Below are 26,670 nucleotides of genomic sequence, written 5' to 3'. Positions count from 1 at the left end.
TACCTTGATATTATCTCCTCTCTAATCTCTATTTATGTCTACAGAAGCTTTTGAAAAAACTAGCTGGAGTTGGCAACTGTCTCAGTTCCAGCAGCAAGTAGGAGAATGGTTTGAATACCAATCTTACCGCTTTCAAAGAGTGCTACCAGAATGGAATCCTGATTGGCAACTCAGTCCGTGGTTAGCTAATTTATTCAAGTTTTTATTCTGGCTGGTAGTGGTTTTATGCGTGACTTGGTTAATTTGGCAATTCTGGCAAACATTCAGTCCATATATATATTCACGCTTGGCTGGTGGTAAAGGGAATCGTGCTAGGACAAACACACCTACCCAAGATTTATCTGTAACAACTTGGTTAGAGCGATCGCAAGCACTTTACCGTCAAGGTAACTATCGTGAGGCTTGCCGTTGTATTTATTTGGCGATTTTACAACACTTACACGAGCAAAAAATTCTCCTGCATCAACCCAGTCGTACCGATGCTGAATATCTGCAATTGCTGCGATTATCCCAAACTGCCATCCAACCTTACGAAACTGTAATTACCACCCACGAACAATTATGTTTTGGCAATACAGAGATGTTGCCAGAAAATTATGAACAGTGTCAGCAAGCCTACCGGGAGATTACCCAACAATGAAACGCTCAAAACGCACTGTTTGGCTAGGTGCGATCGCTATAGTAGTTTTAGCTATATTCAGCTTTATCGCTGCCCCTACTACACAAATTTATACTGGTTCTACTTATAGCCGTGCTGCCGATGGTTACGGTGCTTGGTATGCTTATATGCAGCAGCAAGGCACTAATATTCAGCGTTGGCAAAAGCCGATGAGTAATTTGACTGCTAAAGCCAAACCAGCCACCCTGTTGAGAATATATAACTACCAAAGAGAGGCAAATTTATCACCTGATGAACAAGAATGGTTAAGAAAAGGGAATAATTTAGTAATTTTGGGTGTAAGAACACCAGTAAGTCCAGGCAACTTTCACACCGTGCAGAAATCGCCTGTGGGTGATGTAAAGATTGCTACTCGTAGACGTTATCAAAAAGCAAAACAGGGAGAAATTTCATTAGGCGATCGCTTCGGTGCTATAGTTTGGCAAGAGAAGCGCCCACAAGGAACAGTAGTTTTTTCTACCACCCCCTATTTAGCCGCCAACGCCTACCAAGACGAATTAAATAATTTTGAATATTTAGCCAGTTTAGTCAAACAAAAAGACAAGCAACTATTTGTAGATGAATATATCCACGGCTACAAAGATGCTGATGTCAGAGAAAGCGAAGGGCAAGGAAATTTAATTAGTTATTTGGCTAATACACCCTTGTTAGTTGCGTTGATACAGGCTGGCGTTTTACTCTTAGTGCTAATCTGGTCACAGAATCGCCGTTTTGGTAAACCCATCGCTTTAGAAACACCAGTAATCGACAACAGCGAAGCCTACATCCAAGCGTTAGCAGGAGTCTTACAAAAAGCCGAATCCAGCGACTTTGTGTTAGAGATGGTGGGCAAGGAAGAACAAATCCAACTCCAAAAAGCTTTAGGTTTAGAAGCTGTACCCCTAGAACATCAAGTTTTGCTCAACCTTTGGACACAAAAAACAGGTAAAAGTGCTACCGAATTAGATGCAGCATTAAAGTTACAAGCCATAAAACGCCGTGTCAGTCAAAGAGACTTAATCAGCTGGTTGAGGAAATGGCGAACAGTGAGAGAAAGTTAGGGATTGGGGATTGGAGATTGGGTATATTTTTCTACGCTGATTTTGGCTGCCCACTTGTAATGATTTGATATAGTCATTCTGGATTTTCTGAGGTACAGTAACCTCCATAAGTTGCAATGAGAAATTAGGGAGTAGGGACGCAAGGTAGACAAAGTAGACAAGGTAAAATTTTTACCCAATCCCCAATCCCCAGTACCCAATCCCCAATCCCCAATCCCCAATCCCCAATGACTATTTATGAGTGAAACCCGTCCAGTCTTAATTCATCTTGGTGAAAAACTTAACCAAATCGTAGTAGGACAATCCAGCCTGGTACAGCAACTACTGGTAGCATTATTAGCAGGCGGACATATTATTTTAGAGGGTGTACCGGGAACAGGTAAAACACTCTTGGTAAAAGTCTTAGCGCAATTAATTCAAGCAGAGTTTCGCCGAGTGCAATTAACACCGGATGTATTGCCCTCCGATATTACTGGGACAAATATTTTTGATCTGAATAGTCGCAATTTTACTTTGAAAAAAGGGCCAGTATTTACCGAAGTGTTACTAGCAGATGAAATTAACCGTACTCCTCCCAAGACACAAGCGGCTTTGCTAGAAGCAATGGAAGAAATGCAAGTCACCCTAGATGGCGAAAGCTTGCCATTACCGGATTTATTTTGGGTAATTGCCACCCAAAACCCCTTAGAATTTGAAGGCACTTATCCTTTACCAGAAGCACAACTAGACAGATTTTTATTCAAGCTAGTAGTAGATTACCCTGATCAAGCTGCCGAAAAGCAAATGTTACTCAATCGTCAGAATGGTTTCGCAGCCAGGCGCTGGGATATTAACCGTTTGCAAGCAGTCGCCACAGTAGCAGAAATCTTAAAAGCAAGGCAAGCAGTCAAAGCAGTGAAGGTATCAGAGGCGATTATTGACTACCTATTAGCCTTGGTAAGAACATCACGCCAGTATCCTGACTTAGCTTTAGGTGCATCTCCTCGTGCGGCGGGTTCTTGGTTGCAGACATCTCAAGCGGCTGCTTGGTTAGCTGGTAGGGATTTTGTCACGCCAGATGATGTTAAAGCAGTAGCATCGCCCTTGTTGCGTCATCGTTTAATTCTCAAACCGGAAGCCATGCTAGATGGTTTACAAATTGATGCGGTAATTGCATCGGTAGTAAATCAAGTGCCAGTACCAAGGTAATTGGGATAAAAGTTCCAGGCTCATAGCCAAAGTCCACAAAGCGTGGACTAGAACAAACTTTTTGTTGAGGGACTTCCAGAAAATAAATTATTCAATGAGTCAGAGCAAAGATATTGATCAGATTCATCCTCTCCCTCTGCTACCCCTCGCGATTGTATATTTTTTTAGTTGGAAGTCCCTGAGTCCTCTTTCAGAGGACTTGCGCTATGAGACTCGGAATTAATTCCGAGGCGGGACAGATGCGCTCAACCCAGACTTGTGTGTACACCCTTCCTGCGGCAACTATGCGTTCTTTGCTTCTGCGTCTGCGCGCGAGTAAATCATCTGCTTATTCAAATAGATTTGCTGGCTTAAGAAATTCAACAAAAATTAGCATTATTATCGCTAATATTGCCAAATATATGTACTTTCATCACATTACTCCTAATTAAAAAAAATCTCACCGTTGGCAATTTATATAAAAAAATGTATCAATTGGTAGAGCATCTCGGATAATGGCTGCAATGTGCGTTATAAAACCTAACCATAGATAGATGAAATTGGGATAGTTTCTATTAGTTGAGCTTGCTACTGTTGCTGATGAAACTAAATCAAACCATCAACAATCAAAGGAGGAGAAGGAAATATCTATAACTCCCAGAGATGCGGTTTCATCCTATCAACAACTAACCTCAAAGGATTAGGTCTTAATACTGATGATTGAAGATTTATCTGTTGAAAACTATCCATCCACCCAGGAACTGCTTGAAACCAATGACTGGAACGTTATTGAAACAGAATTTGATTCGTCAAAGTTACACCACAAAGAAACTGTCTTTACCCTTGGTAATGGTTATTTAGGCACACGGGGAACTTTTGAAGAAGGATATCCCGAAGATTCTGCGGCAACACTAATTAATGGTGTTTATGATGACACAGCCATTGCTTACACTGAACTGGTGAATTGTCCCAACTGGTTGCCCTTAGTGGTGACAGTTGCAGGAGAAAGCTTTAGCATGAATGCTGGCGAAATTCTGAATTATGAGCGTCGCCTTGACTTGCGTTTAGGTTTAGTTAGCCGTGATGTACGTTGGCGTTCTCCTAAAGGACATACTTTAGATTTGCACTTTCAGCGTTTTACCAGTTTGGCAGATCAACACCTCTTAGCAATTCGGTGTGAAATTACATCTGTTGATTTTACAGGTGATATCAAAGTTGAAGTCAGCTTTGATGCTGAACCAACAACTCAAGGTATCCCCCATTGGCGGACTTTAAACCAAGGTGGTGTAGGTGAAATTATCTGGCTGCAAAGTCAAACTCTGGGTTCAGAGATTCAGTTGGGGATGGCTGCCAAGTTGGTGGTAGACGGTGAAGATACTGCTTCTGTGTATGTTGCTCAGAAATCTGGATTTTCCTCATTGACAACTACTTTTTCCTCTCATCCAGGCAAGACGGTAGCTGTAGAGAAAATCGTCACCCTGTTTACTTCACGGGAAACAGACAACCCCATAGCAGCCGCCCTACAAAAACTAGCTGATGAACCCAGATACGCTACCCTACTAGCAGCGCACATTGCCGCCTGGGAACAAGTGTGGCAAAACAGTGATATTTTGATTGAAGGCGATCGCCTCTCCCAACTCAGTGTCCGTTACAATCTTTTTCAGGTACTAGCAGCCGCACCCCGCCAAGACGACAGAGTTAGCATCCCCCCCAAAACCCTCTCCGGTTTTGCCTATCGTGGACACATCTTTTGGGACACAGAAATTTTTATCCTGCCCTTTCTTACCTACACTCAACCAGCCATAGCCCGTAATCTACTCACCTACCGCTACCACACCTTACCAGGAGCTAGACGCAAAGCCCAAGAAGCTGGTTATCAAGGAGCCATGTTTGCTTGGGAAAGCGCCACCACAGGTGATGAAGTTACCCCCCGTTGGGTTCCAGATGCTAATGGTGGATTAGTCAGAATCTGGTGCGGTGATATTGAAGTGCATATCACTGCTGATGTCGCTTATGCAGTTTGGCATTACTGGCAAACTACCGATGATGATGACTGGATGCGGGACTATGGCGCAGAAATTATCCTCGATACAGCGATTTTTTGGGAAAGTCGGGTGCAGTGGAACCCACAGCGCCACAGCTATGACATTTTAGATGTCATCGGCCCTGATGAAAATCACGATCGCGTCGATAATAACGCTTTTACCAACCTCATGGTACAGTGGCATTTATACTCAGCTTTGGCACTGTGGGACTGGTTCAAACACGTCTACCCAGAAAAGTCGGCTCAGTTAGTAGAACAGCTGAACTTAACCACAGAACGTCTACATCGGTGGGCAGAAATTCAAGAACGGATATTTGTCAATCAAGATGCAGCCACAGGTTTGATTGAGCAATTTGAAGGATTCTTCCAGTTAGAAGATGTCAACTTGGCTGATTACGAACCCCGGACTAAATCTTTGCAAGGTTTATTAGGTATTGAAGCCACCAGCCAAAAGCAAATTCTCAAGCAGCCGGACGTATTGATGCTGCTTTACTTGCTGCGTCAGCGTTATGACTACAACACCCTCAAGGCCAACTGGGACTATTATAACCAGCGCACCGACCACACCTATGGTTCTTCCCTAGGCCCAGCAATTCACGCTGTCTTAGCTTGTGACTTAAATCAACCGACTCAAGCCTACACCCATTTCCAAAGAGCTGCATTAGTAGACTTAGAAGATGTCAGACTTAACGCCGCCGAAGGTATTCACGCCGCCAGTGCGGGAGGAGTTTGGCAAGCTGTAGTTTTCGGCTTTGCAGGTATCAGATTGACTCAATTTGGCCCAATGGCTTGTCCTAACTTACCACCTACTTGGAAACGTCTGAAGTTTCGCCTGCAATGGCGCAACGAATGGCATGAGTTTGACTTACAACCAGATATGGCAATGGCAATGGTAGTACAGGAAGCAAAAGTTCCTATCTATGTGAGTGTCATGGATTGAGGGCTGGGGATTGGGGACTGGGGATTGGGGACTGGGGATTGGGGTAAAACCTCCTCTGCTCTCCTACTTCCTTATCTCTAGTTGTATCTGTACATTAATGCAAATTTAGGTGCAGCAGACGTAAATCCCCAACGCTCAGAAAACGGAATCATCTCTGTTGACATACTCCCCGCCATTTTATACTGGGGCTTTACGCATCTCGTCTCGTAAACCTTTATGGAGGTTGGCTTCTTGCTGCATCATCTCTAAATGCTGCATCGCCTGACGAATATGATGCAGGATGCGCTCCCCCGCAGGTGTTAAAGCAGCACCATGACGACCTCTAGCGAATAAAAGTATACCTAATTCCTCTTCTAAAGTCGCGATCGCATGACTCACTGCCGGTTGAGTCAGTTGTAATTCTAAAGCAGCTTCACTAAAATTGCCGCGCTCCGCTACTGCAACTACGGCGCGAAGTTGGGAAATTTTCATGGTTAATTACTATGTTCCCATTTATTTTGAGACGTTGTTGAACTTCTATTTATTTCTATGTATTTAGTCATAGCCAGAAGTAATCTTATGCAAGATGATCTCAGATGTCTACATTCTAAAGACAGAGACACATCAGTATTCAAAAATCGTAAATCCCTCTCAGGATTCATGAAAAACTACATTAAGGTAATGCACATTTAGCTTACATTGTTCTAACTCGTAAGCGATGAAAACAGATTACCTGATTGTAGGTAGTGGCTTGTCAGCATTAGTCTTTGGTGCTTTGATGGCAAAAGCTGGTAAAAAAGTTCAAGTCTTGGAGTCTCATGAGCATCCAGGAGGCTTTGGACATACGTTTACGATGGCAAAAAAATACAAGTTTAATGCCCAACTGCATTACGTTTGGGATTGTGGCGAAGGACACACTGTCAATCGAGTTTTAAAAAAATTGAACTTGGATAAAGTAGTCACCTTCGAGCGATATGAACCTGATGGCTTTGATCACATGAGAATGCCCGGCTACTCGCTGGATATTCCCTCACAATCTCAAGAGTTAATTCGGCGGTTATCTCAACTTTTTCCCCAAAATGCCGAGCAGATTCGGCAATTTATCCTGGAAGTTAAAAAAACCAGTGAGGGATTAAAGATATTATCACCCCCAGTCATCCCTACGGAATTATTTAAACATCTTAGTAAAGTATTATCTGCCGTCAAGTATTTGCATAGTACACTGCAAGATGTTTTTGATCAATTCAAATTACCTCAAGAAGCACAAACACTTTTAGCCTTGCAATGGCCAGACTTTTTACTACCTCCTGATCAACTTTCTTTTTACGCTTGGGTGATTTTATTCACTAGCTATCAAGAAGGTGCTTTTTATCCTACGCATCATTTTGATCATGTAATTAATTCTTTAGTTAACAGCATTACAGAAAATGGTGGTGAAGTTCTTCTTAATTTGGAAGTTACTGATTTTACACTCACCAATAAAACTATCACTGGAGTCAAGGCAATTAATAGAATCAATCAGCAAAAATATGAATTTACTGCTGACACTATTATCTGCAATATAGACCCTCAAAAAGCTGCCCAGATGATCGGAGTAGAGAATTTCTCAAAAAAGGTACGTAAAAAGCTTAACTATGAGTATTCCCCTTCCAACTTTATGGCCTACTGCGTTGTAAAGGATATTGATCTGCGAGACTATGGATTTGGCAAATGGAATACTTTTCATACTGGTCATCGGGGTTTGAATGAAGCATTTTATCAAATGTATGAAAAGCATGACTATTCTAATCCCAGTTTTGCCATTACTACACCTACGTTAATGACAGATGATGAACGTGACTGTCCAGAAGGATATCAAATTATCGAGTTTTTAACAGTTGCCAATTATGATTACTTTAAAGAATTGCAAGCAAGTAATAAAAAGCTTTACAGACGTAAAAAAGAGGAAATTTTAAACTTTATCCTAGATGTAGTCGAAAAAAACTATATTCCCGATTTTAGAAAATATCTCGTTTTTAAAATCACTGGTAGTCCTACGACTAATGAGCGGTTTTGTTGGTGTCCCAAAGGTAATTCCTATGGATCTAATCTCACCCCTAAAAATATGGGACTGGGCAGATTAAACCATGAGACATCTTTAAATAATTTTTATTTCTGTAATGCCTCATCTGGATACCCAGGTTTTGCAGCTACGTTTTGGACTGGGGCAATCCTCTATCAAAGATTATCAGGAGATGTGATTTTATCTAAAGGATGAATCAATTCAAAATTCAAAATAAATTATTGTCATTAAGTTCCTAGAGCATCGATTCAGTAATGAAAAACCTAACCCCCCAACCTCCTTCCCTACTAGGGAAGGAGGAGCAAAACTCCCCTCTCCTTGCAGGGGAGGGGCTGGGGGAGGGGTTCTTCTAGGAATACTGAATTGGTGTTCTAGTAAGGACTTTAGTTTTAAAAGAAGGACTAAAGTCCTTACTACAAACCTTTAATTATTTACACCGTTCTAATTAGTATGGTGGTGAAATATGAAAATCGCGATTATTGGGGGCGGAGCAAGCGGTATGGTAACGGCATATCTGCTTGATAAACAAGGTCATCACGTCACGATTTTTGAAAAAAAACCTATTTTGGGCGGACATATTCGCACATTAAATAAAAACATTAAACCTAATCAATCTGATTGTGAGCAAATTTTAGAAGGTGGTGTACTAGAATTTCCTTTGAATTTTCACAACTTTTTAAAATTAATGCAAGAGTTAGAGGTAGAATTAGAGCCAGTTCATATAGGTTCAGGATTATTTTTGCCAGATGGTCATCACATTCTCTCGTCTGTGATGATTCAAAAAAACTTTACAGGAATTCAGCATTTAATTGCATCTCTGAGGCTCAATACTCTCTATGCTGGTGCTGCTGGGTTATGGTTAAAAACGCACTTTACACCAACTCAGCAATTGCAGAATCAGCCAATTTCTAAATTTTTAACCAGACAATGTATCCGGAATGATTGGCTGAAATTATTGATGATGTATAGCTACTCAATGGCTTTTGAGCTAATTGATAACTTCCCCGCAGAAATGGGAATTCTTACCCTAAGAGATTATATTTTTGTCAACTGGGTGAGGGTGAAAAGAGGTGTGTATTCTTATATTGAGAAAATCTTAGAACGCTTTCGAGGTGAGATTTTTCTTAATGTTGAAATTGTAGAAATTTTTAGACAAGCTAATGATGTAAGAATTGCCTTATCAGATGGTGTGAAGTATCTTTTTGATAAAGTTGTTTTTGCAACACCACCTGACCAAGTAATCAAGTTATTATCTGATCCGAATAATGAAGAAATTAAACGATTTTCAGGATGGCAGAAAAACCAAGTAAAAACTATCATCCATACAGATACTTCCATGTATGCTCGACACGGCATTAAAGAACCTGCGGAATTTGATTTTTTCAAGACTAATAAAGGGTGGGGATATAACGCTTATCTCAACAGACTTTGTGGTGTATCATCTTCCCTTCAATACAGTTTGGCTTTTAATCTAGATAATTTGATTGCTCAAAACAAAATTCTTCATATTCAAGAACATCATACGCCCCTATATACGGTCGAATCCTTCAGATATAGAAACGAAATTATTATGACCAATGGTGAGAATAATACTTACCATGCAGGAGCTTATCTTGGAGATGGATTGCATGAAGGAGCTATCACTTCTGCAATTAGGGTTGCTCAGTTAATCGGATAACTTTGGTAAATAAATAGGAGAAGCAGAAGAAAAAGAGTTTGAGTTTTGCAAAGCCTAGTGCATATTGGCAGTAATATCTACATCATCACTTTTAAGTTGACCATCTTCCATATAGATAATTCGGTCAGCAATATCTAAAATGCGGTTATCGTGGGTAACTAGCAAAATTGTACAGCCTTGTTCTTTAGCTAATTTCTGCATTAGTTCTACAACATCCCGTCCAGATTTTTTATCGAGTGCGGCTGTAGGTTCATCTGCTAAGACAATCTTAGGATGGCTGACTAAAGCACGAGCGATCGCAACTCGTTGTTTTTGTCCCCCAGATAAATTTTCTGGGTAGTAATTTACATGATCTCCCAATCCTACGCTCTCTAGCATGGCGATCGCCTTGGCGTTGATATCCTGATTTAAATACTCATCATGCAATTCCAGAGACATTCGCACATTTTCTTTAGCTGTTAAAAATGTCATCAGGTTATGCGCCTGGAAAATATAACCAATCTGGCGGCGTAATTTGGTTAACTGTCTTTTACCAGCACCGCAGATTTCCTGTCCTAAAATTTTCATACTCCCTTCTTGAGCCGAACGTAAGCCACCCATCAGAGTTAACAGGGTAGTTTTACCTGAGCCAGAAGGGCCAGTCATAATCACAATTTCCCCAGCTTGAATCTCTAAATTAATCTCAAATAATACTTGTTTACGTAGTCCACCTGAGCCAAAGTAGTGATTGAGGTTATGTACAGCAATCACAGGTTCTAAAGCAGAGGAATCGGTAATTTCTGGGGTATATGCTTGCAACATGGGATTTTAGTGATTGGGGATTGGGGAGAAGAAATAAAGAGTTAAAATACGTCGGCTGGATCGGCGGAGCGTAGTTTTCGCATAGCGATCGCACCGGAGACGCTACACATGATAATGGTGAGAATAAATACAGTTACTGCCCGATCTAATTTCATAGCGATGGGCAGCATTGTGGCAGCAAAGGTGATTTGATATAGTCCAAAGGAAAGGATATATGCGGGTAGATATCCCAAGAAGGCTAATAATAATGCTTCTTGCAATAAGGCTAGGAGTAAATAGCGATCGGTGTAACCCATAGCTTTGAGGGTGGCGTATTCTGGTAAGTGGTCAGATACGTCGGAGTAAAGAATCTGGTACACAATTACAATGCCGACGATGAAGCCTACTCCTACACCCAATCCGAAAATAAAACCAATACCTGTACCATTCGCCCAGTATTCTTTTTCTGTTTGGGCAAAGCCTTCGGGAGTCAGGACTCTGACATCATTGGGTAAACCTGCGGCTAGTTGCGATCGCACTTTTTCGGCATCTGCACCGGGTTTTAAGGTAATTAACCCAACTTCAATTCGGTCTGGTTTACGTTCTGGGAATAGTCTTAAAAAGGTAGAATCACTAGCGATGACGTTACCATCAGCCGCAAAGGATGCACCGTTACTAAATACGCCTTTAACATCAATGGCTATATTATTCAGTTCTGTTTGAAAATTACCTGTTTTTTTAAAGATATCACCAACTGCACCGTATTCTGGGCGACCGGCTTGATCAAATAAAACTCGATTTAATTGCTTAATAGCATTCTGGTTTTTTTGGACTTCGGGAAACTTAAACGCAGATGTCGCTGGATCAATACCCCAAACTAAGATAGCCCGATCCTGTCGCGTTTCGGGATTACGCCATTGTCCAGTGCCAATATACAAGGGGCTGACTGACTGCACCCCTTCATATCCTAGTGCTTGATAAAGTCGTTCTCTAGAAAAACTTTTGACTGAAAATAATGTCTGAAATTGCGGATTAATTAAGACTAAATCAGCTTGTAAATTCCGATGGGGTTGTATAGCCGCATCAAACAGCGCACTTTCAAATCCCAACTGAATAAACATCAGCATATCAGCAAAGGTAATACCCGCTACTGCCACTGCTAGGCGTGTTTTTTCTTTCATCAATTGCCGCCATGCAAGCGGCGTTTTCCTAAACATTTTAGAGAACATATTAGAGACTGGGTATTGGGTTAATAGCTTACTTTTTCTGTTTTCTGTTCTAGTTGCTGCTGTCGCATGAATAAAAATAACGGCAGTGCTAGGGATACTCCAACTAATAGATTAGCCGCGATATAAACCCAAAGATTTGACATTTTTAGCCGATTGCCTTCCCAAAACACAAATACCCAAAGAACGAGGGATGTAACAATGAGATCTATGCCGAAGAAAGCAGAAATCCTATTAGCAAATAGCTGCTCAATAAAAAGTGGAATATCAAGCCCATTTTCTAATAAAAATGGTAGAAACTGTGAATAAGGTAAAACTGTTCCGAAAATGCAAAGTAAAAGATAGATGATTTTCAGCATGATGAACTCACTTTTATAATTCAATTGCTGTTTGCACTTGCAAGTTAGTTAAACCTGCAACTTTTTTGCTGTCTTCAGGATTCAGGCGAATTTTGACTTCAATGACTCGGCTGTCGAGATTTTCTCCCGGTTGGTTGCTAAAGACGTTTTGGCGGTTGACTTGCAAGCCAATTTGGGAAACTTCTCCGCGTAGTTCTCCCGCAAAGGCTTGTCCGGTAATCGTTGCAGTTTGTCCTAGTTTGACTTTGCTGATGTCGGATTGATAGACTTCTGCTACTGCAATCATTTGTGCGGTTTGGGCGAAGTCTGCAATGCCGTCATCACTAATTTTTTCGCCGACTCGTGTATGAATTTTGAGAATCTGTCCCGCCATTGGCGCTCTGATATAAGCTGCTTCTAATTCTGTTTGGGCGCGTTTGAGTGAGGCGATCGCATCTTCAACTTCAGCTTGGGCTGCTTGCACATCCACAGGACGCACTTCGGCAATACTGGTGAGTGTGGCTTTGGCTTCACTAACTTGCTTTCTACTGGTGGCGTTAATGCGGTTAAGTGCAAATTTGGCTTCGGATAGTTGTTTATTGGCTGTGGCGTTAATCCGATTCAGCACGGCTTTGGCTTCGTCGAGTTGCTGTTTGGCGGTTTCTACACTCAAGCGTTTACTATCAAAAGCCGAATTAGAAATTGCCCCCTCTGAATATAGCTGTTGATAGCGTTGATATTCTGCTTCGGCGTTCTTCAGTTCTGCTTCTAGCTTTCTAATTGTGGCAGCTTGGGCGATTCTGTCTCCTTGCCATTGTGCCTCAATTCGGGCAATGCTTTCTTGTTGTTCTGTAATATCTCCTTGAGATTGGGCTTGTAAGCGTTCTACACTGACTTGCTGTGCTAAGATATCGCCGCTTTTAGCTCCAGCTTTGACTTGATTGAGTTTGGCTTGTGCTACTCGCACTTGTTTTTCTGCTTGGAGTACAGCCGTTTTCAAGCGGGCTTGGGCATCTAAAATGGCTACTACTTGCCCAGCCTCGACAGTATCGCCTTCTTCTACAAGGATCTGATTCACGCGATCGCCATCTAAAACCAAGGGTGCAGATAGTTTGATGACTTTGGTTTCTGGTTCTAATCTGCCTAGGGCTGTAACTTTGGGTGCGATCGCTTCGGCTTGTACAGTAGTATCTGATGCCGCAGTTTTACCCATTTGCCCAAACTGAGACACTCCATAAACAATAATTCCAGTAGTCACAGCCGTAGCCGCAATTACTAATGCAATTAATCCTTGATTGGCTGGTTTAAATAATAATTTTTGACTCATATCCCCTCTATAAAAAGTATTTTTTCTTTTGGCTTTTTAACCACTGTTAAATAGATTTATTTCAGATTTTCAGCCGAGAATATTCTTTATCGCAAGGCTGTTACTTTATTTCCTAAATAAGCCGTAATCATTTTGCCTAGCAATGTACATTGCTTAACAAAATCAATTGTTTCATTACACCACAGCTTTTCTAAAATTAAGCCATTTACTAAACTCAATACAAAGGTAGCTAAGGCTGTATCTTGTACACCTAATAACTCACAAACTGCTTGCTGATAGTTTCTATTAGCACGCTTGAATACAGCATTATTTCGCAATTCATTTAGGTCTTGATGCTGACAAAAGTCAACCCAAATATATGTCCACTTAATAAAGTAATCTTCGTTCTTTACTAAATATCTCCCCAAGCCTTTCATTGTTTCTTCCAGGGTTTTTGCTCCACCCATCTCGGCTAAGGCTGCACTCACATCTTGTTGACTAATTTCCTCTACTAATTGCTCAAACAAAGCTTGTTTACTAGGAAAGTAGTGATACAGCGTCCCTGTGGACACGTTTAAGCCTTGAGCAATTTCCCTCATGGTGATCGCGGCATATCCTTTGGTGGCAAATAAATCAAAACACTTTCCGAGCAGTTCTTTGCGGTATTGCTCATGATCAACAACTTTGGGCATAATGTCTTTTTTATATCGAACGCTCGTTATTTTTAGTAAAACTTAATTTTTAGTGTTCGTCAAGAACTGATAAGTAAAACGAATCAAGGTTTAGCATTGAGTCGATATTCGCGTTATTGGTTGCCCTTAACCTTGGGTGAACCAGCGATTTTAAGTTTTATCAGTAGAGACGTTCCATGGAACGTCTCTACAATTTATATACGGTTAGACGATTTAAGTATAGTAAATGACCAAACGAGTGTAGCTTTGATCACTTTAACAACTTTTTCATATGTGCAAACTGAACAGAAAATATTGTGACAATTTTGATACAAATTTGTAAAGAATAGTTACAGCGTCCGTAACACAAGGAAATGTTTTTTATGGTAGATGCACTTGACAAAAAACCACCCCATCAGGTTGTGATTGTTGGAGGTGGTTTTGGTGGATTGTATGCGGCAAAAGCACTTGCCAAAGCGAAGGTAGAAGTTACCCTGATTGACAAACGGAACTTTCACCTATTTCAGCCGCTACTTTACCAAGTCGCCACCGGGACGCTATCACCAGCTGATATTTCCTCACCCTTGCGTGCAGTATTGAGCAAGAGCAAGAATACCAATGTGCTGCTAGGAGAAGTGAATGATATTGACCCAGAAGCACAACAAGTGATCATGGGTGATGAGAAAATACCTTATGACACCTTAATCGTGGCCACAGGCGCGAAGCATTCATATTTTGGTAAAGATAATTGGGAAGAATTTGCGCCGGGTTTAAAGACTGTAGAAGATGCGATTGAAATGCGTCGCCGAATTTTTACAGCTTTTGAAGCCGCAGAAAAGGAAAAAGATCCAGCCAAACGCCGGGCTTGGTTGACCTTTGTGATTGTGGGTGGTGGCCCTACCGGGGTAGAATTAGCAGGTGCGATCGCTGAGTTAGCATACCAAACCCTCAAAGAAGATTTCCGCAAAATCGACACCACGGAAACACAAGTTATCCTCTTAGAAGGTTTAGATCGAGTTCTCCCACCCTTTGCACCAGAATTATCGCAAGAAGCAGAAGCATCTTTGCAACAGTTGGGTGTGGATGTCAAGACAAAAACTATGGTGACAAATATTGAAAATGATATTGTTACCGTTAAACAAGGCGATGAAGTTAAAGAAATTGCTGCCAAGACAGTATTATGGGCTGCCGGCGTGAAAGCTTCCGTCATGGGGAAAGTCTTAGCAGAACGCACAGGTGCAGAATGCGATCGCGCCGGACGAGTGATTGTAGAACCAGACTTAAGTATTAAGGGACACAACAATATTTTTGTAGTAGGAGACTTAGCCAATTTCTCCCACCAAAACGGTAAACCCCTCCCTGGTGTTGCACCAGTCGCTAAACAAGAAGGTGAATACGTCGCTGCATTAGTTCAAAAAAGTTTGCAAGGTCAAACTCTGCCAGCTTTTAAATATAATGATCATGGTAGCCTAGCCATGATCGGACAAAATGCCGCCGTTGTAGACTTAGGTTTTATCAAGTTGAAAGGCTTCTTTGCATGGTTGTTCTGGTTAATAATTCACATCTACTTCCTCATTGAGTTTGACAATAAGTTAGTAGTAACGATTCAGTGGGTATGGAATTATGTCACTCGTAATCGTGGAGCTAGATTGATTACAGGGCAAGAAGTTTCTCTAGAAGTAAAAACAGTTCATAATAGCAGTCAATACCAGCCTACACAAAAGAGGCAGCCAGTCAACGCTTAGGATTTTTGCTTTGTAGTTAAAGCATCAATTCATTGCAATTTGTGGAATAAGTATTTTGCCTGTATGCAGCAAGAGACTTATTCCACAATTCTTTTTAGCCATAAATCAACCAGGTCTTTCTTAATATTTGCGTGAGTGGTCACTCATGTTTTTGTAAACTGATTCTTGGCTTTTAATCCTCAATAACACGACATTTTTAGCGATAATCACAAGGGCAATTTTATCAAGTATTTCTAACTACTCAATCGCTAAGATGTTGATAAAACAAAGGTTTTAAGATTTTTATGAAAGATTTACTTAACCCATAGATTTAGTCAATCGGGGCTTTTTACCTCAAAAATTGTAACTTTTGTTAATTTATTGATTTTGTCAAGTGTTCCGAAGTAAACGGCAACAAATATCATGACTTTGTTACATATTTGTTAAGAACAGTTACACAACTCTTAACAGAAGGAAATATTTTTATGGTAGCTTCACTTAAGAATCATCAACCGCATCAAGTTGTAATTGTTGGTGGTGGCTTTGGTGGACTGTATGCAGCAAAGGCACTGAAGACAGCAAATGTAAATGTTACTCTCATTGATAAACGTAACTTCCACTTATTTCAGCCGCTTTTATATCAAGTTGCGACAGGAATGCTATCACCTGCTGATATTTCCGCACCATTGCGATCTGTACTCAGCAAAAGCAAGAATACAAAAGTTTTGTTGGGAGAAGTCAAGGATATTGATCCAGAAGCACAACAAGTTATTCTGGGTGATAAAGTAGTACCATATGATACATTAATTGTTGCTACAGGTGCAAAGCATTCCTATTTTGGTAAGGATAACTGGCAAGAATTTGCTCCTGGCTTGAAAACTGTTGAAGATGCTATAGAAATACGCCGCCGGATATTTAGCGCCTTTGAAGCCGCAGAAAAGGAAACAGATCCAGCCAAACGTCGTGCTTTATTGACTTTTGTGATTGTGGGTGCTGGCCCCACCGGTGTAGAATTAGCAGGCGCAGTTGCAGAGTTGGCATACAAAACTCTCAAAGAAGATTTCCGCGACATCGACACATCAGAAACCAGAATTGTACTATTGCAAGGAGGCGATCGCATCCTCCCAGCTTTTGCGCCCGATTTATCCCAAGCCGCAACAGCATCGCTGGAAAAGTTGGGTGTGATTATCCAAACTAACACCAGGGTGACAAATATTGAAAATGATATCGTTACCGTCAAACAAGGGGATGAATTTAAAGAAATTGCTGCCAAGACAGTATTATGGGCTGCGGGTGTGAAAGCTTCCGCAATGGGGAAAGTCTTAGCAGAACGCACTGGTGTAGAATGCGATCGCGCCGGACGTGTGATCGTAGAACCAGATTTAAGTATTAAGGGATATAAGAATATTTTCGTAGTGGGAGACTTAGCAAACTTCTCTCATTACAATGGCCAACCCCTCCCAGGTATTGCACCAGTAGCTAAACAAGAAGGCGAATATGTCGCCACATTAATTAAAAAACGTCTGCGAGGTCAAACTTTGCCAGCCTTTGAATATACTGATTACGGTAGCCTAGCCATGATTGGTAAAAATGCCGCCGTTGTAGACTTAGGCTTTATCAATTTTGAAGGCTTCTTTGGGTGGTTATTCTGGTTAGTAATTCACATCTACTTCCTAATTGAGTTCGACCAAAAACTATTAGTAATGATTCAGTGGGCGTGGAACTACATCACCCGCAAACGTGGCGCGAGATTAATTATCGGTAAAGAATCAGTAGACTTGTCTCAATTTGACGATAGTAACGGTACAAGTCCTTACACACCAACTAATAATAGACAGCCACTAAAAGTCTAGTTGTTTCATCATGATTCTGTTGTGGGGGTGTACAGTCGTACACCCTTAGTAAAACCCCATCTCTTGATGGGTGAAGTGGTTGACCTTCAGCTTATCTTAGCTTCAGAATTATTATTTTTGGGTTGAGTTCGGTACAGTAGGTGAATTTTTAGAACCTTGATTTGTTTGTAAGTAAAATATAGACATTCCTGCAAAAAAAGCTAGTATGATTGCTAATCCAATCCATCGATTTTGACCAAAAATCTGGGAATTTCTGGCGATCGCCAACTTAGGTGGGCTTGGTTGCAAAAGTGTTTCATCTGCCTCTGGATGCAGGAGTTTGGTAACGGTTTCGTGACTAGGTTTTGGTTCCGGTGAAGGACGTGGTTGCAATATTGTCTCTTCAGCTGGTTCTGCTGCCTCTGGATGCAGGAGTTTGGTAACGGTTTCGTGACTAGGTTTTGGTTCCGGTGAAGGACGTGGTTGCAATATTGTCTCTTCAGCTGGTTCTGCTGCCTCTGGATGCAGGAGTTTGGTAACGGTTTCGTGACTAGATTTTGGTTCCGGTGAAGGACGTGGTTGCAATATTGTCTGTTCAGGTGGTTCTGCTGCCTCTGGATGCAGGAGTTTGGTAACGGTTTCGTGATTGTCAGCAGGATGGGGTGAAGGACATGGTTGCAAAATTATCCCTTCAGCTGGTTCTGCTGCCTCTGGATGGAGGAGTTTGGTAACGGTTTCGTGATTTGACCCTTGATTGTACACAGCTTGGCTTGTTTCAACTGGGTATAAGGGTTTAGAAATAGTTTCTTGATGGAAAGTTAGTTGAGGGTGAACAATATTTGGTTTATGCTGTGCAGTAGTGTTATCTGTTGCAGAGTGGCTTGCATCTCGCAAAGCCTGATTTAGTTCTGCCACGGATGCAAAGCGATGATTCGGGTTTTTTTGTAGACACTTGAGAACTACATCTTCGATGGCAGCAGATAATTGCTCACATCCTGGTTGCGATCGCAAAGGTATCGGTGGTTCATAAGCATGAGCTAAAATCCAGGAAGTTTCACTGACATTATGAGCTTTCATGCTGAAACCAAACGGATCTACTGCACTTAACATTTCATATAGAATGATCCCTAAACTATAAATATCAGCCCTGGCATCTAGATTTTGCTGATTTTGGATCTGTTCAGGTGCAGCATAGCGAAATGTCCCGATAAAGGTATTAGTTAGATTTGTCTGTTCAGAAGTATCATTGCGGATTTTGGCTACACCAAAATCTAAAATCTTCACCCACTCCCCCAAATCTGTAGGAACAAGAAATATATTGTCGGGTTTCAGATCACGATGGATCACCTGAATATGCTCATTGCTGCCATTTTTTTGGAGAGTTACTCCTTGATGCGCCAGTTGTAAACCCTGACAAACTTGAGAGATAATACTTGCGGTTCGTTCCACAGATAATCGCTGTTCACGCACCAGCAATTGTCGCAGAGTTTGGCCGCGCAAATATTCCATCACATAAAATGGATATCCTTCTGGAGTCACCCCACAATCACTAATTTTGACAATGTGGTCACTTTGCAACGCTGCACAAATTGCCACCTCACGCTCAAAACGCTTTCTCATCTCTTGTGATGCTACCAGCGTATCTTTGAGTAACTTCAACACTACCTGCTGACCAACACGGGTATCTGTTGCCAATAAGACCTCTCCCATACCACCGACAGCTAAAGGTCTGTCTATCCGGTATCGCTCTTTATCACCTATCAAGCGCCCATTCCAATAACTTGAAGAATGTGGGGAATTCATCTGATTGCAACCATCCTATGTTTAATTTCAGGTTTTAACTTTCAGCAAAAAGAATAGTTATTATTATGACAAATTCTGGAATACTATTATTTGATATGATGATAATTTATGTGATTAATTTTACTTAATTTTTATGTAGTATAGAAGCGACAAATGAGCGATCGCCATCTAGCAGCCAGAAATACCTTAACTACTAGCGGATTCCTTTTGCCTTAAATGCCGTAATGCTTTCAGAAGACTAGAACAAATTGCATTTTTTGCAGATTTCACATTTTATGGCCAACAGGCTTTTTTCTACAAGCCATGCCTAACCTCATTTACCATAATTTGTGTTATGATATCGGTTGTATGTGAATTTACGGGATGTAGCGCAGCTTGGTAGCGCACTTCGTTCGGGACGAAGGGGCCGCTGGTTCGAATCCAGTCATCCCGATTCTTATTAAGCTATTTGACACTCCCCGAATTAGAAATTCGGGGATTCTTGCTTCACGGGGATTCCAATGAATTTACCCTCAGCAAGCATCTTGACCGTATGCCCTACGGCTGCAAGTCCTCTAACTAAAACTACCTGTGCGGCTGCCACATCCCTATGAGTGGTATATCCGCAATTTGAACAAACATGAGTACGCTCTGACAATTCTTTTTTACCAGTCTCAACACCACAGTTAGGGCAAATCTGGCTAGTTTTACGACTGTCTACTTTTTGAAAATAGACACCACGCTTAAAACAGGTCTGCTCTAAGATATTGAAGAACTGACCAAACCCAGCGTCTAAACAGTGCTTACCTAACATCCCACGGGACAACCCGACTAGGTTCAAATCTTCAACAAACACCATTCCGGCATCGTTGCAGACTTGGTGGGATAATTTTCTGTGCCAGTCCTTACGGCAGCTAGCAACGTACTCATGCAGTTTCGCCACTTTTCTTTGGGCTTTCTTCCAGTTGTTCGAGCCTATAAGTTTTCTGGAAACACGCTGTTGCAGCAATTTCAGCTTGCGTTCGGCATCTACAAAAAACCTCGGACGCTTGATTAAAAGACCATTAGAAGTCGCAATAAAACTTGTTAACCCTACATCAATCCCTACGCCTTCTCCGTGAGGCATCGGCTGGGGTACAGACACATCCCATTGAATAGTTAGCATCACGTACCACCCAGAAACACGCTTGACTACACGAGCTTGTTTAACTACGCCACCATCAGGTATCTCCCTTGATTGTCGGAATTTAATCCATCCAATCACAGGGAAATTAACCATTCCTGGTTTAAGTCTTTCACCTTGCATTTGGGGGAAAACAAAAGACCGCATTCTTCCAGACTTTTTCAAGCGGGGAAACCCATGATTACGTTCCCACATTGCTACGAATGCTACTTCTAGGCGTTTTAGGGTTTGCTGCAAAACTTGAGACTGCACTTTCTTGAGTTCAGGAAACTCTTTCTTTGCAGCAGTTAACGCTTTGCACTGGCTGGCGTATGTTGGACGGGGTGTGTCGTGCCGAATAATGTATTCGTGTTTAAGTGAGCAAGCGTTAATTTGGCAACTACGCGATAAATACCAATCCTTGCGTTCAGCTAAGGCATAGTTGTAGACACGGCGATTAATTTCTAGCCAGTCTTCAAACGTCTGAGCTTGTGCATCGGTTGGCTTCAGCTTAAATTCGTATGTCAGATTAAACACTTGTTCACCACCTCCTTTAATATTATAAAGCGTCACTACGATTTATAAATGCCTCAGCCAAATTTATTTGGCTATTCGCTTATATCCCCCGCATGAATGACGGGGGCTTTACGCATCACGACTCGTAAAGCCATGAAAATTGAGTTCTTAGTAAGCGGCTCTAGCCTTTTTTTAGGACTAAATTCCTTACTACAAACTCGATTACAATAACTTGACATTATTTAACATAGTTCGATTTATTACCACCGACTTACTTACACTCAACTTTTCTGTTGCGATGCTCTCTCGATACCTTGCCAACATTATTCAATCTCTTTTTTTGCCGCAACAACTTCCTCGTCAGCTTGTGGATTTAGAGAAATAGTTTTCTTCCAACTAATTACTGCCACATCAAATAAATCGTAATAGCTCCGTTTTGACTCATAGCATTATATTCAAAAGCAAATTTATATTTGAGTTCGCCAATTTCCCAACATTACTTTGTTTGCAGCCAACCCAAGACTTCTTCTTTCTGGGGAGCGATAAAGGACTCATATTTGATTTTTGACAAAATTCAGTCAGTATGCCTGATTGTCTTTCTTCTCTGTTACCTGTCACCTGTTACCTGTTACCTGTTACCTACCTAAGCAAATCATTTTTTGATAAATAATGAGTGTGAATGGTATATTTAAATTTTTAATTGCTTATGCGTCCTCGCCAAGAAATTACGGAGATGTTCTCAAGCTTCGTTCAGTTGGAAAGCGACAAATTCAGCAAATGGTTGATTGATATTAAACTGCATCGAAGTATTCAAAACTGCATCAAGTCTTCATCAGAGTTTCCTAACTCAGAAAACTTTTGGGCGCTATATTGGCACAAAAATTGGCAAGAGCAATCCAATAACCTTGCTAGAATGCACCTATTGGCTTATTTGCAAGAATCAATCTACTGGACAGCAAAAAAAACAATTGGCAAATTTGCCAGCAATCAGTATGGCCTAGCCGATTACTTTCAAATAGCCAACTCGGAAATTGAACTAATTCTTAAACACTTTAAACCAGAAAAATGCTCTAGCTTAAAAACCTATGCAGCTATAGCAATTCCCAGTCGGATAAAAGATATTTTACGCCAACGTAAAGAAGCTGACATTTGCACAAATTGGGCGTTGTTACGCAAAGTGAGCAAAAAGCAGTTCTTAGAAGCTCTGGATAAGGCTGTCTTATCACCCAGCATCATTGCCCAATATCGGCTAGCCTGGACTTGTTTTAAGGAACTCTATGTGCAGAGTCAACCAGGAGGCACAAAGGCATTACCGGAACCAGGACAGCAAATGTGGGAAGCTATTGCTAATCTCTACAACCAAGAACGACAAAATCAATTAACTCACTCTACTCCACCATGCACAAGAGAGAAAATTGAACAATGGTTAACCCAAGCAGCTATCTATGTGCGAGCTTATCTCTATCCACCTGTTAGTTCGCTAAATTTAGCAATATCAGAAGACGAAACTACAACAACTCTTGATTTGCCAGATTTATCTTCTGATTCCTTAATCGCGGAAATGATAGCGCAAGAGGATGCCCAAAATCAGCAAAATCAACAATCTCAGATTCAAGCTGTATTGTTAAAAGCTTTACAAAAATTCGATGTGCAAACTCAGGAAATACTGAAACTTTACTACCAACAGGGACTAACTCAGCCACAGATTGTACAACGCTTACAAATTAGTCAACCTACTGTTTCTCGTAGGCTATTCAAAGCCAGAGAATCTTTGCTGTCAGCATTGATTCAATGGAGTCAAGACACCCTTAATATTTCTGTAAATTCCCACCTAGTTAAAGATATGAGTACCGCTTTGGAAGAATGGTTGAAAGTTCAGTATGGCGAATCTATCTGACGAGATGAGACAGGAGGTAGTAAAAATGAGTTCTGCTTTCACAGATCCGAAGGAACTATTGTTAGAAATATCACCATCATTACAGAAAAGAGCTTGGCAAGAAAGTCAAGCTTACACCACACCCAGCAGTCGCTGGCGTGCTTACATGAATCAAATTTGCCTCCATACGTTTTTGAATTGGGTAAAAACTGAATATGTTCCCCAAGCCAGTGTATGGTACACTTCGCCGGGTATTCCTGCTTTTTGGGAATTTGTCAATGGCACAGCAATTTTGTTAAAGGACAAGCGAGTCGTTTTAATTCCCAGTGAAGCAATTGATGATAGTGAGTTAGAAGTACCTCAAGAATGGGTAGACATTCCCAGTTGGGCAGCAGATTATTATTTAGCTGTGCAAGTTTCATCAGATGGCGAATGGTTAAGAATTTGGAGCTACACAACCCATCAAGAACTGAAATCACTGGCACACTATGACCAAGTAGATAGGACTTATTGTCTAGATGCGAGGCATTTAATGCCAGACTTAAATGCCTTTTGGATGACTTACCAATTTTGTAGAGGAGAGGAGATGAAAGCTGCGATCGCTCCTCTCCCAGAATTATCCACTGCTCAAGTAGAATCGGTGCAGCAAATTCTCAGCAACTCTTCGGTGACATTCCCCAGGCTGGCAGTACCGTTTACAACTTGGGGAGGGATACTAGAGAATGAACAATGGCGGCAATCCTTATATCAACAGCGTCAGCGATCGCCATTTTCCTCAGTTCCAATCAATCTTAGTGGTTGGTTACAGCAGATTTATGATGCTTCATGGCAAGCTCTAGAAACTTTTTTAGCACCAAACACCAGTAGCCTAGCTTTCAATTTCCGCAGTAATTCTGGGTTGAATACTGCTATCAAACGCGCCAAGCTCATCGACTTGGGAATGGAAATAGAAGCTCAAAAGGTGATCTTATTAGTTGCCTTAATACCAAAATCTCCCCAACAAGTTAGTATTCGTGTACAGCTACATCCAGCTTGTAATCAACCTTATCTACCCACTAATACCCAGCTATTTTTACTTTCAGAACAAGGGGAGATACTTCAACAAGTACAAGCAAGAGTTCAAGATATCTATGTGCAATTGAAACTTTTTGATGGGGAAGTGGGAGAATCTTTTAGCATCCAGGTAGCTCTTAATAGTTGCCAGATAACAGAACATTTCGTGATTTAAGTAAGTCGGTGGGAAAAAACACAACTATGTTAAGAAAAATAAACTAGGCTCAAACCCTCTTCCCTCTTCCCTCCTGCCTCCTGCCTCCTGCCTCCTGCCTTGCCATAGCGATAATTTTTAACACTGAGCTATTTAGTTATTAGTCATTAGTCAGAGCTTTAATTACAAATGGCTACTGGAAAAATGAAACTAAAAACTTGCAATTACCAAATAAAAAATGAGTAAGCTAGTCGTCTTCAGCTTCCTGGGGGGAGATTTAAATCAAGGATTTCCTGTTGTCACAGCTCAACTTTGGCATCATCACCAAGTTTTACCTGTGAAATTCATAGGAAGTTTACCAGCTGCACCAGAACTAAGCGGACTCTACCGCAGATGGCAATCACTCTACACAGCAGTTCATCAACGCCTGGGTAGCAATCAACGTATAAAAGTCCATGCCCACGACATCACTAATATTTCTGTTAATGATTTCGATGAAGTATGTCACCAACTACAAACAAATATCAATGTTTGGTTACAATTTGAGTCATTTCAGAATATTGAAAGACAGTTGCGAACTCTACTCAATCGTGATGATGAAATCAGAGTAATTTTTGAAACAAACATAGTTTTACTACATCGTTTACCTTGGCATCTTTGGCATTTTTTTGAAGATTATCCTCAAGCTGAATTAGCTTTGAGTAATGATGAGTATGTCACCCCTCAAGTATTACCAAAAACCGCTACAGATAAAGTTAAAATTTTAGCAATTCTAGGTAATAGTGTTGGTATTAATATCCATAAAGATAGCTCTTTATTGCAAAGTTTAATAAATGCTCAAACTACCTTTTTAGTAGAACCAACAAGGCAAAAACTGGATGAGCATCTATGGCAACAGGATTGGGATATTCTCTTTTTTGCCGGACATAGCTCTAGCCTTGCTGATGGAGAGATAGGGGAAATTTACATTAACCAAACAGAAAGTTTAACTATTTCGCAGTTAAAAAATGCGCTGAAGACAGCAATTACACGAGGTTTAAAACTAGCAATTTTTAATTCTTGTGATGGTATTGGATTGGCTCGAAATTTAGCTGATTTAAACATTCCCCAAATGATTGTTATGCGGGAAGGAGTACCAGATTTAGTAGCCCAGGAATTCTTAAAGAACTTTCTGATGGCCTTTGCAGGTGGTAAACCACTGTACTTGGCTGTGCGAGAAGCACGAGAAAGACTTCAGGGATTAGAAAATGAATTTCCTTGTGCCAGTTGGTTGCCAGTTATCTGTCAAAATCCTACAACTGAGCCAATCCAGTGGCAAAAATTAAGTGACAATCTTAGTGATACCAAATCGGTGAGTTATGCGGCGACGAAAAGTAAAATCTATACCCCAAAATCTCAGTTTTGGACTGTACTGCTGACTACTTTGATGGTGACTTTTTCCACAGTGGGTTTAAGATATTTAGGAGTGTTTGAAACAATCGAACTGCAAACTTTTGATCAAATGCTACGATTGCGACCCCAGGAAGAACCAGATCCAAGATTGATAATTGTAGAAATCACTGAAAAAGATATTCAATCTCGACAAGAGACAACCCTAGGGCCAAAATCAATTTCAGATCGTACTTTAGCAAAGTTACTGAATCAATTACAAAAGTATCAACCACGAGTAATTGGATTAGATATATATAGAGATTCTTTCGACCCTCCTCATAAATTAAATCCTATACAACTTCCTACTGAACTTAGTCGAGACAACGTGATTGTTGTCTGTAAAGGCAGTGATAGTAAATATGACCCCCAAGGTGTTAGACCGCCGCAAGACGTACCTGTAGAACGCCTGGGTTTTACAGATGCTATTCAAGACCCAGATGGTATTATCCGTCGTCAAATTTTAATGATGCAACAAGAGCTTTCTTCAGCTTGTAAAACGCATTATTCGCTCTCATTGCAATTAGCTATGCGTTACTTATTTGACGAAGATATTCCATCTAATTGGAAGGAAGATGATGTACAGTTCGGTTCTAAAGTCTTTCAACGCTTAAAACCTGGCCGTAGTGGCGGCTATCAACAAGGAGTTAATTTAGGCGGTATACAAATACTTATCAATTACCGTGACACAGAATATCAGAGAGTTTCCCTTGATGATGTGCTGAGTGAAAAATTTAATCCTGAATTGTTTCAAGATAAGATCGTTTTGATTGGAGTAACAGCTAATACACTCAGCGATACTTGGTCAACTCCCTACAGTGCTGCACAGCGAGATTACAAACAAATTCCAGGCGTATTGATCCAAGCACAAATGGTCAGCCAAATTCTGAGTGCAGTTTTAGACGAACGTCCAATTTTTTGGGTTTGGCCTTTTTGGGGCGATATTCTCTGGATAGGCGGATGGTGTGTAGTGGGAAATCTGATGCTGTGGCGTGTGCGATCGCTTTCAGATAAAGGATACGCTATATGTGCGACAGTTGTCATTTTATATGGAGTTTGTGCGATCGCTCTTTTTCAAAACGGATTATGGACTCCATTTGTTCCCTCTGCTTTTGGCATATTTGCAAGTGGTATTGTTGTGTTATTTATCCAAAGTCGCTAGTAAATTCTCACCTACCCCAAAGGGGTAGGGAATAGGGAACAGGCAACAGCCATGACAAAATTTAATTACTA

Annotated in this window: 19 protein-coding genes, 1 tRNA gene and 1 pseudogene; 12 read left to right on the top strand and 9 right to left on the bottom strand. The window is 41.0% G+C overall.

What is annotated here, in order from left to right:
- The first annotated feature begins 34 nt into the window (after nucleotides 1-34).
- From NOS7524_RS19485 to NOS7524_RS19470, 4 genes are all read left to right on the top strand, one after another.
- Nucleotides 35-640: a DUF4129 domain-containing protein gene (locus NOS7524_RS19485; protein ID WP_015140201.1), complete on the top strand. Its 606-nt coding sequence runs from the start codon at nucleotides 35-37 to the stop codon at nucleotides 638-640.
- Nucleotides 637-1,719, top strand: a complete 1,083-nt coding sequence (locus NOS7524_RS19480; RefSeq protein WP_015140200.1) for a DUF4350 domain-containing protein — start codon at nucleotides 637-639, stop codon at nucleotides 1,717-1,719. Before NOS7524_RS19485 ends, NOS7524_RS19480 begins: the two co-directional genes overlap by 4 nt.
- A 237-nt stretch (nucleotides 1,720-1,956) precedes the next feature.
- Entirely contained in the window at nucleotides 1,957-2,907 is a 951-nt protein-coding gene (locus NOS7524_RS19475; protein WP_015140199.1) for an AAA family ATPase, read from the top strand.
- Between the two features lie 695 nt (nucleotides 2,908-3,602).
- Nucleotides 3,603-5,870 (top strand): glycoside hydrolase family 65 protein, encoded by a 2,268-nt coding sequence (locus tag NOS7524_RS19470; protein WP_015140197.1) that lies wholly within the window; start codon nucleotides 3,603-3,605, stop codon nucleotides 5,868-5,870.
- 177 nt (nucleotides 5,871-6,047) lie between these two features.
- On the opposite strand, the gene NOS7524_RS19465 is transcribed toward NOS7524_RS19470, so the two are convergent.
- Nucleotides 6,048-6,341 carry a LysR family transcriptional regulator gene (locus NOS7524_RS19465; RefSeq protein ID WP_015140196.1) on the bottom strand — a complete coding sequence of 98 codons (294 nt, stop codon included), beginning with the start codon at nucleotides 6,339-6,341 and terminating at the stop codon, nucleotides 6,048-6,050.
- A 226-nt stretch (nucleotides 6,342-6,567) separates the two neighbouring features.
- Between NOS7524_RS19465 and NOS7524_RS19460 the strand changes: the two genes are divergently transcribed.
- Nucleotides 6,568-8,106, top strand: a complete 1,539-nt coding sequence (locus NOS7524_RS19460; protein ID WP_015140195.1) for a phytoene desaturase family protein — start codon at nucleotides 6,568-6,570, stop codon at nucleotides 8,104-8,106.
- Nucleotides 8,107-8,374: 268 nt separating this feature from the next.
- Nucleotides 8,375-9,589, top strand: coding sequence for an FAD-dependent oxidoreductase (locus NOS7524_RS19455; RefSeq protein WP_015140194.1), 1,215 nt, complete (start codon nucleotides 8,375-8,377; stop codon nucleotides 9,587-9,589).
- Between the two features lie 54 nt (nucleotides 9,590-9,643).
- On the opposite strand, the gene NOS7524_RS19450 is transcribed toward NOS7524_RS19455, so the two are convergent.
- The 5 genes from NOS7524_RS19450 to NOS7524_RS19430 all read right to left on the bottom strand — a co-directional run bounded on the left by NOS7524_RS19450 (nucleotide 9,644) and on the right by NOS7524_RS19430 (nucleotide 13,931).
- On the bottom strand, nucleotides 9,644-10,390 hold the full coding sequence (locus tag NOS7524_RS19450) for a DevA family ABC transporter ATP-binding protein (RefSeq protein WP_015140193.1): 747 nt from the start codon (nucleotides 10,388-10,390) through the stop codon (nucleotides 9,644-9,646).
- A 41-nt stretch (nucleotides 10,391-10,431) separates the two neighbouring features.
- Nucleotides 10,432-11,598, bottom strand: coding sequence for an ABC transporter permease DevC (gene devC, locus NOS7524_RS19445; RefSeq protein WP_015140192.1), 1,167 nt, complete (start codon nucleotides 11,596-11,598; stop codon nucleotides 10,432-10,434).
- A gap of 20 nt (nucleotides 11,599-11,618) precedes the next feature.
- Nucleotides 11,619-11,954 carry a DUF2834 domain-containing protein gene (locus NOS7524_RS19440; protein ID WP_015140191.1) on the bottom strand — a complete coding sequence of 112 codons (336 nt, stop codon included), beginning with the start codon at nucleotides 11,952-11,954 and terminating at the stop codon, nucleotides 11,619-11,621.
- A 13-nt stretch (nucleotides 11,955-11,967) separates the two neighbouring features.
- Nucleotides 11,968-13,260, bottom strand: a complete 1,293-nt coding sequence (locus NOS7524_RS19435) for an ABC exporter membrane fusion protein (RefSeq protein ID WP_015140190.1) — start codon at nucleotides 13,258-13,260, stop codon at nucleotides 11,968-11,970.
- An 86-nt stretch (nucleotides 13,261-13,346) separates the two neighbouring features.
- Complete coding sequence (locus NOS7524_RS19430) at nucleotides 13,347-13,931, bottom strand: TetR/AcrR family transcriptional regulator (RefSeq protein ID WP_015140189.1); 585 nt, start codon at nucleotides 13,929-13,931, stop codon at nucleotides 13,347-13,349.
- A 362-nt stretch (nucleotides 13,932-14,293) separates the two neighbouring features.
- On the opposite strand from NOS7524_RS19430, the gene NOS7524_RS19425 reads away from it, so the two are divergent.
- Together NOS7524_RS19425 and NOS7524_RS19420 are read left to right on the top strand one after the other, a co-directional pair.
- Nucleotides 14,294-15,655: an NAD(P)/FAD-dependent oxidoreductase gene (locus NOS7524_RS19425; protein WP_015140188.1), complete on the top strand. Its 1,362-nt coding sequence runs from the start codon at nucleotides 14,294-14,296 to the stop codon at nucleotides 15,653-15,655.
- Nucleotides 15,656-16,119: 464 nt separating this feature from the next.
- Nucleotides 16,120-17,487: an NAD(P)/FAD-dependent oxidoreductase gene (locus tag NOS7524_RS19420; RefSeq protein ID WP_015140187.1), complete on the top strand. Its 1,368-nt coding sequence runs from the start codon at nucleotides 16,120-16,122 to the stop codon at nucleotides 17,485-17,487.
- 111 nt (nucleotides 17,488-17,598) lie between these two features.
- Here the strand turns inward: NOS7524_RS19420 and NOS7524_RS27900 are convergent, their stop codons facing one another.
- Entirely contained in the window at nucleotides 17,599-19,269 is a 1,671-nt protein-coding gene (locus NOS7524_RS27900) for a serine/threonine protein kinase (RefSeq protein WP_015140186.1), read from the bottom strand.
- A 359-nt stretch (nucleotides 19,270-19,628) separates the two neighbouring features.
- Between NOS7524_RS27900 and NOS7524_RS19410 the strand changes: the two genes are divergently transcribed.
- A tRNA-Pro gene (locus tag NOS7524_RS19410) sits at nucleotides 19,629-19,702 on the top strand.
- Between the two features lie 30 nt (nucleotides 19,703-19,732).
- On the opposite strand, the gene NOS7524_RS19405 is transcribed toward NOS7524_RS19410, so the two are convergent.
- Both NOS7524_RS19405 and NOS7524_RS30780 read right to left on the bottom strand, forming a co-directional pair.
- A complete protein-coding gene (locus NOS7524_RS19405; RefSeq protein WP_015140185.1) occupies nucleotides 19,733-20,947 on the bottom strand; it encodes an RNA-guided endonuclease InsQ/TnpB family protein in 1,215 nt (404 codons plus the stop codon).
- A 255-nt stretch (nucleotides 20,948-21,202) separates the two neighbouring features.
- A pseudogene (locus NOS7524_RS30780) lies at nucleotides 21,203-21,467 on the bottom strand (IS630 family transposase); the annotation flags it as partial.
- A 165-nt stretch (nucleotides 21,468-21,632) separates the two neighbouring features.
- Here NOS7524_RS30780 and NOS7524_RS19400 point away from each other — a divergent pair.
- The 3 genes from NOS7524_RS19400 (at nucleotide 21,633) to NOS7524_RS19390 (ending at nucleotide 26,599) form a co-directional block, all read left to right on the top strand.
- A complete protein-coding gene (locus tag NOS7524_RS19400) occupies nucleotides 21,633-22,823 on the top strand; it encodes a sigma-70 family RNA polymerase sigma factor (RefSeq protein ID WP_015140184.1) in 1,191 nt (396 codons plus the stop codon).
- Between the two features lie 25 nt (nucleotides 22,824-22,848).
- Nucleotides 22,849-24,030: a DUF1822 family protein gene (locus tag NOS7524_RS19395; RefSeq protein ID WP_015140183.1), complete on the top strand. Its 1,182-nt coding sequence runs from the start codon at nucleotides 22,849-22,851 to the stop codon at nucleotides 24,028-24,030.
- A gap of 217 nt (nucleotides 24,031-24,247) precedes the next feature.
- Nucleotides 24,248-26,599 (top strand): CHASE2 domain-containing protein, encoded by a 2,352-nt coding sequence (locus NOS7524_RS19390; protein WP_015140182.1) that lies wholly within the window; start codon nucleotides 24,248-24,250, stop codon nucleotides 26,597-26,599.
- The last annotated feature ends 71 nt before the right edge of the window (nucleotides 26,600-26,670 follow it).

This window comes from Nostoc sp. PCC 7524, from assembly GCF_000316645.1.
Classification (GTDB): Bacteria; Cyanobacteriota; Cyanobacteriia; order Cyanobacteriales; family Nostocaceae; genus Trichormus.
Note: the sequence above shows the minus strand (reverse complement) of the source record. Positions and strands in the feature narration are given on the sequence as shown.